This is a genomic window from Chryseobacterium arachidis (assembly GCF_900129245.1).
Lineage (GTDB): Bacteria > Bacteroidota > Bacteroidia > Flavobacteriales > Weeksellaceae > Chryseobacterium > Chryseobacterium arachidis.
Window position 1 is genome coordinate 433,295 of sequence record NZ_FQUT01000001.1, and the last position, 12,322, is coordinate 445,616.

The 12,322-nt window shown below is 37.5% G+C and carries 8 protein-coding genes; 7 read left to right on the forward strand and 1 reads right to left on the reverse strand.

Annotated features, from left to right (window positions below):
* Positions 1-243: 243 nt before the first annotated feature.
* Positions 244-1,443 carry an MFS transporter gene (locus BUA89_RS01930; RefSeq protein WP_072952936.1) on the reverse strand — a complete coding sequence of 400 codons (1,200 nt, stop codon included), beginning with the start codon at positions 1,441-1,443 and terminating at the stop codon, positions 244-246.
* 157 nt (positions 1,444-1,600) lie between these two features.
* Here BUA89_RS01930 and BUA89_RS01935 point away from each other — a divergent pair, with 157 nt between their 5' ends.
* The 7 genes from BUA89_RS01935 to BUA89_RS01970 all read left to right on the forward strand — a co-directional run bounded on the left by BUA89_RS01935 (position 1,601) and on the right by BUA89_RS01970 (position 12,280).
* Complete coding sequence (locus tag BUA89_RS01935; protein ID WP_072952937.1) at positions 1,601-2,431, forward strand: CPBP family intramembrane glutamic endopeptidase; 831 nt, start codon at positions 1,601-1,603, stop codon at positions 2,429-2,431.
* 517 nt (positions 2,432-2,948) lie between these two features.
* Positions 2,949-3,536 (forward strand): RdgB/HAM1 family non-canonical purine NTP pyrophosphatase, encoded by a 588-nt coding sequence (gene rdgB / locus BUA89_RS01945; RefSeq protein ID WP_072952939.1) that lies wholly within the window; start codon positions 2,949-2,951, stop codon positions 3,534-3,536.
* Between the two features lie 139 nt (positions 3,537-3,675).
* Entirely contained in the window at positions 3,676-4,590 is a 915-nt protein-coding gene (locus BUA89_RS01950) for a ribonuclease Z (protein ID WP_072952940.1), read from the forward strand.
* An 8-nt stretch (positions 4,591-4,598) separates the two neighbouring features.
* On the forward strand, positions 4,599-5,366 hold the full coding sequence (locus BUA89_RS01955; RefSeq protein WP_072953279.1) for a TIGR02757 family protein: 768 nt from the start codon (positions 4,599-4,601) through the stop codon (positions 5,364-5,366).
* On the forward strand, positions 5,363-5,911 hold the full coding sequence (locus BUA89_RS01960) for a DUF1003 domain-containing protein (RefSeq protein WP_072952941.1): 549 nt from the start codon (positions 5,363-5,365) through the stop codon (positions 5,909-5,911). The genes BUA89_RS01955 and BUA89_RS01960 overlap by 4 nt, the downstream gene beginning before the upstream one ends.
* Positions 5,912-6,108: 197 nt before the next feature.
* Positions 6,109-8,517 (forward strand): choice-of-anchor L domain-containing protein, encoded by a 2,409-nt coding sequence (locus BUA89_RS01965; protein WP_072952942.1) that lies wholly within the window; start codon positions 6,109-6,111, stop codon positions 8,515-8,517.
* Between the two features lie 169 nt (positions 8,518-8,686).
* Positions 8,687-12,280 (forward strand): choice-of-anchor L domain-containing protein, encoded by a 3,594-nt coding sequence (locus BUA89_RS01970; RefSeq protein ID WP_072952943.1) that lies wholly within the window; start codon positions 8,687-8,689, stop codon positions 12,278-12,280.
* Positions 12,281-12,322: the final 42 nt, after the last annotated feature.

The window sequence follows — 12,322 nt, forward strand, 5'->3', positions numbered from 1 at the left end:
GGTAAAAAAATAAACAGAATACGAACCCCACAGGGGTTCAATAAATAATCAGAAAGTATTTTAATCCAAAATTCCTTTTTCAATAACACATGAGTCACATAAGATTTAGTTTAAATGTATTGTGCCTATTTTAGAACACATAAGCTTTAAAAATCAAAGATTTTTCAGTGTAATCTGATAACCACGAAGTGGTTCAATGTTCATAGCTGTGGGTGAAACCATGGAATAAAAATCCATTCCATATTATCCCTCAGCCGGCTTTTTCAAATTTGATCTTCTTTTAAGGAAATAAGCCAATCCTAGTCCTATAAAAACCATTGCTGCACTGAATGGAAAGATAAACTGCATTCCGAAAAAATCGGCAACACTTCCGACAATAGGTCCTGCAACACCTAAAGATATATCAATGAAAAGTCCATAACCTGCCAATGCAGATCCTTGACTGGATGGTGAAACACTTTTTATAGCCATTACACCTAAAGCCGGAAATATTAATGAAAATCCTAAGCCGGTAACACCTGCTCCAATTAAAGCAATTTGTGCATTCGTAGCAAAAGCAATAGTTAAAAGTCCGATAGTTTCTACTAAAAGACAGGCAATGGCAACTTTTATTCCGCCATAATTATTGATCACATTACTGAAAACCAATCTTCCGGCAACAAATAATCCACCAAAAACAGAAAGGCACAAAGCGCCATTATTCCAATGAAAATGATTGTAATATAAGGTGATAAATGTTGAAATACTTGCAAAACCAATTCCGCCTAAAGCAAGACAAACTCCGAAAGGAGCGACTTTGCCTAAAACCTTCCAAAAAGACTGGGCTTCCTGCACATTCGTATTGGTTTTATTTTCTTTGGTTTTCGCAAAAAGAAATCCTAAGATTCCTAAAATAATCGAAAGGGCCCCGATTCCATATAAACTGAATTCATGTTCGATGGTAACCCCCAACGAGGCTCCGATGGCTAAAGCTCCATAACAGGCAACTCCGTTATAAGAAATGATTTTTGCCGTATGTTTTTCTCCAACTGCCATAATGGCCCAGTTGATCGGACTTGCACCAATCATTCCTTCCGCACAGCCTGTCAATAAACGGGTAATCACCAAAAATGTAAGACTGAGAAATGGTGAAAGTTTAAAATAATAAGCAATAATTAAAAATATTCCTGTTAATGAAAAACTCGCCATACTGAATAGAACAGCAGGCTTTGGACCTTTTCCATCAATAATTTTCCCTGAATAGGCTCTCAGAAAAAAAGTGGAAACATATTGTAAGCTGATGACCAATCCGGCAACGACTAAACTAAACCCTAAACTTTTATTAATAAAAATCGGAAGAACAGACAGAGACAATCCTATGATAAAATATCCTACAAACGTAAAGCATACATAAGAAATCAAGGATAAGTTAACATTCTCCGACCGATTTACTAAACTATCCATGTGAAAAAATTAAAGTGCAAATGTACTTCATAAAATTAGCTTAATCGAATAATCTACCCCCCATAAAAAGGTAATATTTATCATTCAAAATTCCAATAATGACTTACTTTCTCTAAAATCAATTATCTTTGTTTTCATAAATTACAGAAAATAAAACATGGAAAACAGCAGGTACCCACAATTTAAATTTACATGGATCGGAGGTGTCATTTTGGTAGCGGGATTATTTGCGGGAATGATGTCTATTTCCTTTTTTATGACATTTTCTAAAATTTTTTTTGGGATTAATGTTGCCTTGAAAGATTGGTTCATCATGTTTTCCAATGCCGTAGTATTTTTGGCAGCCATTGCCTGTTTTGATTTTTTTGTGGTACGGAGGACAACAGGAAAAAAATTAAATTTCAACTTTTCCCCCACCAATTTTTACACTTATCTGTTAATTTTTCCTTTGATGCTCGGCATGATGTTTATTGCCGAATTTTTCACTTCACAAATTCCCACGACGGGACCAGTTTTTGGTGATTTATACGAATATTTTGGTAATCTGATGGCACAGTTAACGGATGATCCTGTTGTCATGATCATCACTGCGGTCATTATGGCTCCGATTTTTGAAGAAATTATCTTCCGTGGAATCATCCAGAAAGGATTGATAAATAACGGAGTGGAGCCTTGGAAAGCGATTGTTTTTGCTTCTGTGGTTTTTGGACTGGTGCACGGAAACCCCTGGCAGTTTGTGGGAGCGGTTTTATTAGGCTGTGTTTTAGGCTTAGTGTATTACAAAACAAAATCTCTACTGTTACCGATGTTGCTACATGCATTTAATAATTTGTGCTCCACCTTATTGGTTATTTATACCCAAAAAGAGAGTTTTGCCGAAGCTTTTCAACTTTCAGAGTGGATTATTTTGGCTATTGGTATTGTACTTTTTTCTTTATTCTATTATTTATTTGTTAAGAAAAATAAAATGCATTACGCTGAAATTTGAGTGATGAGAAATAAGTTAAAAATAGTTTCAGAGGAGTATTTTTATTTTTATCGTTGCTGTTTTTCGGGCTCATATTTACATCTTTGCGATTTAATATTATCGAACGGAAGATTCCCGGAGAATCCAAAATTAATTTAGATGGAGGTTCTTATACTTTGTATTTTATTGATGACCAATACAAAAATACAGACTCCGATTCTATGAATTATTATTTTGAATTAAAAGACTCAGATAATAAAATTGTGAGAAGATTTCCTGATACATTAAACCGAAGGTTAATTTTCACAACAGAGTATTTTGAAATAAACGGTAAAAAATATTCACAATACGCCGACTTTAATTTGGATAAGTCAGATCAATATACTTTGAAGGCTTATTCAAAAAACAATCAAGTAGAAGAAATAGCCATACGTAAAGATGAGCACGTAAGTTCGGGAATGTTCACGTTTTTATTGATATCGATAGCTTGTATTTTACTTTCAATAATTACTTTTGCACTAAGTTTTTTATTAAATAAATGAATAAGGATATGGAATTACTGGTGGCAACCCACAACGTACATAAAAAAGAAGAAATTCAGCAGATTTTAGGAAGCGAGTTTGTCGTAAAAAGTCTTACTGATTATGATATTCATGAAGAAATTGTGGAAGATGGCGATTCCTTCAATGCCAATGCTTTAATTAAAGCTAAATATTGCTTTGAAAAAACAGGAATTCCAAGTTTGGGAGACGACAGCGGTTTGGTGGTAGAATCTTTAGACGGAAGGCCGGGAATTTTTTCCGCACGTTATGCAGGCGACCACGATTTTGCTAAAAATATTGAAAAGGTATTAAGTGAAATGGAAGGCATTGAAAACAGAAAAGCCTATTTCATTACAGTTTTATGTTATTATGATGAAAACGGCGGTAAGTATTTCGAAGGAAGGGTTCACGGAAATTTATTAACTGAAAATAAAGGTTTCAAAGGATTTGGCTACGACCCGATTTTTGTCCCGGAAGGCTACGATATCACTTTTGCACAAATGGAGCCGGAAGATAAAAACAAAATCAGCCACAGAAAACAGGCTCTGGATTTATTTATTGATTTCTTAAAAGTTAAAGAATAATTTTAAGGTTGAGGATAAGGTTTAGGCTAAGGCTGGAATTTAGATATTTGAAGTAACTTTTCTGTTTTAATTTTAATCTTAGCCTAAACCTTTATCTTAACCTAAATCCGTACATTTGTCTTCATAATAAACTATTGATTTGAGTACTTATTTAACAATATTAGGCTTTAATTCAGCGATTCCAACAATTAATTCTTCTCCCACGGCACAGTTTCTGGAAATGGAAGAGCGGTCTTTTCTGATCGATTGTGGGGAAGGAACTCAGGTTCAGTTGAGGAAAGCAAAAGCGAAATTTTCAAAGATCAATCATATATTTATTTCTCATCTTCATGGGGATCATTGTTTCGGCTTGCCGGGGCTCATTGCGTCTTTCAGATTGTTGGGCAGAGAAACTCCGCTACACGTATATGGCCCGAAAGGGATCAAAAATATGCTGGAAACTATTTTTACGATTACGGAAACGCATCGTGGTTTTGAAGTTGTGTACCATGAACTGGATAAAGATTATTCGGAGAAAATCTATGAAGACAACAGGGTAGAAGTGTATACCATTCCCTTGGATCACAGAATATATTGCAATGGATATTTGTTTAAGGAAAAACCGAAAGACAGGCATCTTAATATGAAAGAAATTGCAAAATACAGTGAAATAGAAAGTTGTGATTATCATAATATTAAAGCGGGAAAAGATTTTGTATTGAGTGATGGATATATTCTTAAAAATGAAGTCCTTACTTTGGAGCCTGCTCCGTCGGTTTCTTACGCATTCTGCAGCGATACGAGATATCTGGAAAGTGTAATTCCTATTATTAAAAATGTTACGGTTCTGTACCACGAATCAACTTTTTTGCATGATTTGAAAGAAATGGCAGATTATACCGGTCATTCTACAGCTTTGGAAGCGGCTACCATTGCCCAGAAAGCACATGTTGGAAAGCTTATCTTAGGTCATTTTTCGAACAGATATGGGGATCTTACCGTTTTTACCGATGAAGCAAGGAATATTTTCCCAAATACATTTTTACCTAAAGCGTTGGAGGCTGTGAAAATTTGAAAAATATGATGAAGTTTGAAGAGTTGAAAATCTTCTTAGATGAAAAGGCAGATCAGTATAATCATCCTGATTTTGTTGAGAATGATCCGATCCAGATTCCGCACCGTTTTTCTTTAAAACAGGATATTGAAATTGCCGGTTTTCTGGCGGCAACAATTTCTTGGGGAAATCGGAAGGCGATCATAAAATCTGCGGAAAAAATGCTCGATATCATGGGAAACTCACCGTATGATTTTGTGCTGAATTATTCTGAAAAAGATTTAAAAGAAATTCAGGATAAAAGCATTCACAGGACGTTTAACGGAGAAGATTTTACCTATTTTATTAAACAGTTTAATAAAATTTATACAGAAAATGAAAGTCTGGAAAATTTATTTAAAGTAAATGATTCAGAAATTAATTTTTCTCATGCGATTGAAAGATTCAGAAGTAATTTTTTAGGAACTGAAAAGCACAGGACGCACAAACACGTAAGTTCACCTTATAAAAATTCTTCCACGAAAAGAATCATCATGTTTCTTCGCTGGATGGTTCGTAAGGACAAACGTGGCGTGGATTTTGGTATTTGGGAAAATATAGATCAGAAGCATCTTTCTATTCCGTTGGATGTGCACACGGGAAATATTTCGAGAAAATTAGGATTGATTTCAAGAACTCAGAATGACTGGAAAACGGTGGAAGAGCTGGATCTTATCATTAGAAAATTTGATGAAAAAGATCCTGCAAAGTATGATTTCGCATTATTCGGATTAGGTGTAACAAAAGAATTAATATGAAAAAAAACGAAACGAAAGAAAAATATATCGAAAAATCTGAAGTTTTAGAAAAAATAGCCAACGGAATTACCAGTTGGATAGGTTCTATTCCGTCATTAGTTACCCATACTTTATTTTTTCTGGTATCGTTTTTATTGCCTTTACTAAAGGTTGTAGAGTTTGATAAAATGTTATTGATCCTGACAACGGTTTTGTCTTTGGAAGCCATCTATCTTTCCATTTTAATTCAGATGTCGGTCAATAAAAGCCACGAAAAGATTGAGGATATTCAGGAAGATATTGAAGATATTCAGGAGGATATTGAAGAAATCAGCGAAGATATCGAAGAAATCAGCGAGGATATTGAGGAGATTAATGAAGATATTGAGGATATTCAGGAAGATATTGAGGAAATTAATGAAGATGATGACGAAGAAGATCATAATGAACGGGCGAAAAAGACGATTCTAAAAAGCAATGTGAATTCTAATAAAAATGAAATTAAAGCTTTAAAAGATAAAATTCTTGAACTTCAGAACAAAATTGACGAATTGAAAAAAGATTAATCATATTACTATTTAAAAAATAGATTTCACTTCAAATTATATGATTATCTAAAAAGATATCAGCTTTCTACCTTTATTTAGATATATTATCTTTTATTTTACGATTATCAGAATAAATTATATTTACAGCAAAATAAGCCCTGTTTTTGTTCAATTTTTAAATGAAAAATTATTATTTTTGAACAAACAACAACAAAATGTTAAAATATAGATTAAAAAACTACATTATTCTATTAATGGCCTTTTTTATTTCAACGGGTACTTTTGCCCAGAAAAAAAGAAGTTTATTAGGCCATAAAAAAACGAAAATAGAAGCCTCTACTTCAAAGGCTGGAAAGTTTATAGATGTGAATGTGCCTCCTTATGCACCATCTAGTTTTACTGCTGAACAACTTGTAAAAAATGTTTTGATAAGCGGAGGCTCTGCTTGTATTGCTTCCAATGTTACAAACGTAACGGTTTCGCCTAATCATTCGGAGACTAACAACGATAGATTCTGGGGATATTTTAATAAAGCGACCACCAATTTTCCTTTTACGGATGGGGTAGTGCTTACAACAGGATACGCCAGAGAAGCCGGAAATACAACAAAAGATACTGACCCTAATTTTTATCGCAGTTTAGGAGGTCAGATAGCTTATATGCAAAGTGATGCGGATTTGGTTACTGCATCCGGAGCAACACAGCAATTACACGATGCAGTTGCGCTAGAGTTTGATTTCGTTCCAAATTCTAATCAGATCAAATTCAATTATATATTTGCTTCCGAAGAGTATTATAGCACGTTCCCATGTTCTTATTCAGATGCATTCGCTTTGTTAATTAAGCCTGCGGCTGGAGGACCATATGTGAATGTGGCCATCCTTCCGGGAGGTGCGGGACCTGTGAGGGTTACGAATATCCGTACCAATCAAGGCTTTGATGGTAATCCTTTTCCAAGTAATTGCCAGGCAGTAAATGATTCATTTTTCGCAGGATACAACAATGGTCCTGATAAGCCTGAAGTGACCAATTACAATGGTAGAACAATTCCTCTAACTGCAATTGCAGATGTAACTCCCGGAGTTACGTACCACTTTAAGATGGTATTGGCTGATGCAGGAGATCAAAGTTATGACTCTGCTGTTTTTCTTCAGGGAGGTTCTTTCGATATCGGGATGACTATTGTTGATGGTAACGGAAACCCTTTAACTACGGTTAATATGTGTGACAACACTCCTCAGCTTCTGAAAGCACAGGTGGCTACGGTACCGAATATGACGTTTCAGTGGTATAAAGATGGAGTTGCTATTCCGGGTGCTACAAGTGCGACTTATACAGCAACACAGCCCGGAGTATATGTTGTGAAAACTTTTGTGGGAGGAACTGAATGTCAGACGGCAACGGTAACAATACTTGGAGGAACAACACCTCCTGCACAGGATGCTACTTTAAAGCTTTGTACTACGCCTTCTGTTACAACATTTAATCTGAATGATGCAACACCTTTAATTACAACTTCAACAACAGCGATTGTACGATATTATATCAATCAGGCGGATGCCATTGCTCAAAATAATAATTATATTAATCCAACTCTTTTAGGAAGCTATAACGGAACCGACGGACAGGTTCTGCATGTTGTGGTTTCCGATGGTGGTTTCTGTAGTAAAAGAGTGACTTTAACATTGAGAAAAGAAGCGACTCCGGTAGCACAGCTTACTGCTACAAAAGTGAAAATTTGTGCCGGAGAATCTACTACGTTAACGGCTGCCAATGGTGTTACTTATCAATGGGTTGGTATGACAGGAACCGGTGCTACAATGACGGTGTCGCCAACTCAGACCACAACCTATTCTGTTTATGCAATCGGGGCACAGGGATGTAAGTCTCTGCAGCCTGCACAGATTGTAATCGAGGTGGTTCCGGCTATTACTTCCCAGTTGTCTGGAGGATTAATCTGTGATGGGGACACGATTACTTTAGATGCAGGATCAGGGCCGAATTATAATTATACATGGAGTACGGGAGATAACAGCCAGACGATTACTGTAGGCACTCCGGGTACTTATTCTGTAACAATCAATAACGGAGTTTGTACAAAAGTTTATACTACGCAGGTTATTAAGGCGGTTATTCCGGAAATCATCAACGTGAATTACAGTGAAAACGGAACTATGGTTCTTACGGCAAGTAACCCAAGCAACGGAGCTTTGGAATATTCTATTGATAACGGATTAACGTGGCAAAATTCCAATGTCTTTACCAATGTTCCTAGAAACATCGTAGTTTCAATAAGAGTAAGAGTGAAGAAAACAAGCTGTGTAGGATTCCTGGAGTATTTCACTTTTGTAATGCAGAACGTTATTACTCCGAACGGGGATAATGTGAATGATATGATCGACTTTAGAGGAATTATGAAGTATAAAGACTTTAAAGCTTCAATCTTCGACCGTTACGGGAAAGAAGTATACAAAGCAAGTTCTTTACAGCCATATTGGGACGGATACTTCCAGGGTAAACGTCTGAATACAGCATCATACTGGTATCAGGTAAGCTTTGAAGATCCGGCAAGCAAAAAACCGGCACTGAAAACCGGATGGATATTGCTTAAGAATTTTGAATAATTTTTCGAAATTATATTAAAAAGACCGACAATTTGTTGGTCTTTTTTTCGTTTAGGAGAAGTCATATTTATCAGTTCCTGATAACGAAGATTGCGGGAGTGATAATGTAATTTGTATTGGATTGAAATTCAATTAAAAAAAATAGTATTTTTGTTTAAAATAATATAAAATGTTAAATAGGAGGACAAGAAGTTTATTTTTGGCTTTATTTTTTGTTTTTGTAAATTGTTTCGTCTTTGCCCAAACTCGTGACGGTAAGGGTGTTGTAAGTAAACAGACCCCCGAAAACATGAAAGCCGGAGCTTTTATCGATGTGAATGCGGCCGGATATCCGGAATCTAATTACAGTATAACGCAATTGGTAAAAGATGTATTGATAAGTGGAGGTTCCACTTGCTCGGCGGCGAATGTAAGCAACGTAGTAGTTTCTCCTAACTTACCCATTTCGGATCCAAACAGAAGCTGGGGATATTTTAATAAAGCAACTACAAATTTTCCTTTTGCTAAGGGGATTGTGCTTACGACCGGATACGCGAGGAAAGCTGGGAATAACCTTCAGGGAACTTTAAGTGATCCTCTTCCTACTGCGGGAGATGCTGATTTGGCTGCAGCTTTATCAGTTCCGAATTCAGAATTACACGATGCCACTTATATTGAATTTGATTTTGTACCGGCTTCTACCAAGGTAACATTCAGATATCTGTTTGCATCGAAAGAATATCAGTCTAATTTCCCATGTAATATAAGTGATGGTTTTGCATTACTATTAAAACCTGTAGGAGGTGCTTACACCAATTTGGCAGTGCTTCCGGGAGGTGCAGGCCCGGTAAGTGTTACCAATATCCGTCCTGCAATATCAACTTCTACGGGAAGCTGTGCAGCTTCCAATGCCTCTTATTTTGCGGGATATAATAATCCTCAGATAGAAACGAATTTTAATGGAAGAACAATTCCTTTAACGGCAACTGCAACTGTAGTTCCTGGGCAGACGTATCATTTCAAAATGGTGTTGGCAGATTATCAGGATTCGAATTTTGATTCATCAGTTTTTCTGGAAGCAGGATCTTTTGATATCGGCGTTCAGTTGCTAAACCCTGCGGGGGTAGCACTTCCGCCTTCCATTAATGTGTGTGATAATGCACCTCAGGTGTTAACAGCTTCTGTTCAGGGTGGTGGGGCCACATATCAGTGGTTGCTAGGAACAACTCCGATACCCGGAGCTACCAATTCTTCTTACACGGCAACACAGCCGGGAGTTTATACGGTTCAGGTATTTTTACCTGGGAATACATGTCCGGGAACAGCATCAATTACCATAGTGGGAGGAACGTCTCCAACTGTTCAAAATGCAACCCTCACTGCCTGTTATACTGCTGGAAATGCGATATTTGATTTAACTTCGGCACAAGCAACGATAAGTACCACACCGGGAGCAACTTTCGCTTATTATGTGAATTTGGCGGATGCCAACGCAGGAAATACAAGCACAATTGCTGTTCCTACAGCATTTTCAAGTCCCGGGCAGACGGTGTATGTCTTGGTTAAGAACGGATTCTGTTCCAAGGTCGCAGAACTGCAATTGGTTAAGGCGCCACAAATGACGGCAACCATTGCACCACCAACTGTACTGACCTGTACGAATTCGCAAATTACTCTAAACGCTTCTGCTTCTGTTTTTCCTGCCGGATCTACCTTCAGCTGGACGACAACAGGCGGAAATATAGTGTCAGGCGGAAATACATTAAATCCTGTTGTGAATACAGCAGGGGTTTATACTTTAACAATTTCAAATACCTATCAGCCGGGTAATCTTACCTGTACAGCAACGGCAAATGTTACGGTAACGGGAGACAGTGCTCCTCCGGCAACAGGATTAACGGCATCAAAAATATTAATTTGCTTAGGAGAATCAGTTACTTTAACGGCATCGGGAGGGGCTACCTATAATTGGGTAGGGTTACCGGGTACAGGCGCTACGCAAACAGTTTCACCTACTACTGCAACGACTTATACCGTAACCGCAGTCGGTGCTAATGGTTGTGTTTCGCAGACTCCTGCAACCATCACAATTAACGTTTCTCAACCTATTACTGTACAGAATGCTACATTATTTAAATGTTACCAGACTGGAGGAATCAATTTTGATTTAACGGAAGCTCAGCCACAGATTACTTCAGCATCAGGTGTTACTTTCGCTTATTATCTGAATGTGGCAGATGCCAATGCAGGAAATACTAATACAATTCCGGTTCCTACTTCTTTTAACAGTGCAGGAGGGCAGACGATATATGTTTTGGTGGTAAGTGGCGGATGTAGATATGTGGTTACACTGCAGTTATTGTCAACACCACAAACTACCTTAACGATTGCGCCTCCTTCGCAGATAACCTGTACAAATCCTCAGGCAACATTAGATGCATCAGCATCAGTAATTCCTACAGGTTCGACGATTGCGTGGACAACAACCGGAGGAAATATTGTTTCGGGAGCTAATACCTTAACACCTGTTGTAAATGCAGGTGGTGTTTACACTTTAACAGTTACTAATGTCAATCAACCGGGCAGCTTAAGCTGTACTTACACGGCAAATGTTACGGTTGTTCAGAATACAACACCTCCAACGGTTACTTTAACGGCTTCTGTTCTTCAGATCTGTTCAGGAGAGTCAGTTACTCTAACGGCATCAGGAGGAGCTACCTATAATTGGGGTGGCGGACTTCCCGGAAATGGCAATACACAGGTTGTTTCACCTACTCAGAATACAGTATATACCGTAACTGCGGTAGGAGCAAATGGATGTGTTTCAACAAATACGGCAAGCATTACAATCATTGTAGCTCCGCCGGTGGCAGTTTTGTCTGCTTCTAAGTCTAAAATATGTGTAGGTGAGTCTGTAACCCTTACGGCAACGGGAGGAGTTACTTACGAATGGATAGGACTACCGGGTAACGGAAATACGCAGATCGTATCACCAACTGTTACTACAGAATATTCTGTATTTGCATTAGGTGGCAACGGATGTAAAGTGCTGAATCCAACTAAGATTACCATTGAAGTGGTTCCTGCTATTGTATCTACACTAGAAGATGTATATGTCTGCGCAGGAGATTTCGGGATATTAGATGCCGGATCAGGACCAGGTTATACTTATTTGTGGAGTAACGGTGCTACGACGCAAACGATCTCTGTAAATACACCTGGAATATATTCTGTGACCATAAACAACGGAACCTGTACCAAAGTTTTCAGTGCCCAGCTTATTAATCCTACCCTGCCTCAGTTTACGGATGTGAAGTATGAGAATCATGTGCTTACTATATCTGCAACCAATCCTTCCGGAGGAACTTTGGAGTTTTCAAACGACGGAGGATCAACATGGCAGCCTTCCAATATTTTCTATAATATCTTAGATAATACCAATTATAATTTAATGGTAAGGGTAAAAGATGCTAAGTGCGGTACATCGATTTCTTATTTTACATTTGTTGTTATGAATGCAATTACCCCTAACTCTGATGGTAAGAATGATACTGTAGACTTTACAGGGATTAGTAAGTATAATAACTTTGCTGCTTCCATATTCGACAGATACGGTCAGGAAGTATTTAAAGCAAGTAATGATGATACGGTGTGGTATGGATTCCTAAGAGGAAGTATTGCATTGCCAACGGCTACTTACTGGTATAGAGTACAGTGGGAAAATCCTGCAAGTAAGAAGTTAGAGCTTCGTTCAGGATGGATATTACTGAAAAATAGAAATTAAATAAATAATCTTTCTGTGAAATAACAAAAAAGCTTCCTGTTT

What these genes read in the sequence shown, in the direction of transcription:
- BUA89_RS01930 (WP_072952936.1), bottom strand. Translation starts at nt 1,443, where the DNA reads ATGGATAGTTTAGTAAATCGGTCGGAGAATGTTAACTTATCCTTGATT.
- BUA89_RS01935 (WP_072952937.1), top strand. Translation starts at nt 1,601, where the DNA reads ATGGAAAACAGCAGGTACCCACAATTTAAATTTACATGGATCGGAGGT.
- rdgB (WP_072952939.1), top strand. Translation starts at nt 2,949, where the DNA reads ATGAATAAGGATATGGAATTACTGGTGGCAACCCACAACGTACATAAA.
- BUA89_RS01955 (WP_072953279.1), top strand. Translation starts at nt 4,599, where the DNA reads ATGAAGTTTGAAGAGTTGAAAATCTTCTTAGATGAAAAGGCAGATCAG.
- BUA89_RS01960 (WP_072952941.1), top strand. Translation starts at nt 5,363, where the DNA reads ATGAAAAAAAACGAAACGAAAGAAAAATATATCGAAAAATCTGAAGTT.
- BUA89_RS01965 (WP_072952942.1), top strand. Translation starts at nt 6,109, where the DNA reads ATGTTAAAATATAGATTAAAAAACTACATTATTCTATTAATGGCCTTT.
- BUA89_RS01970 (WP_072952943.1), top strand. Translation starts at nt 8,687, where the DNA reads ATGTTAAATAGGAGGACAAGAAGTTTATTTTTGGCTTTATTTTTTGTT.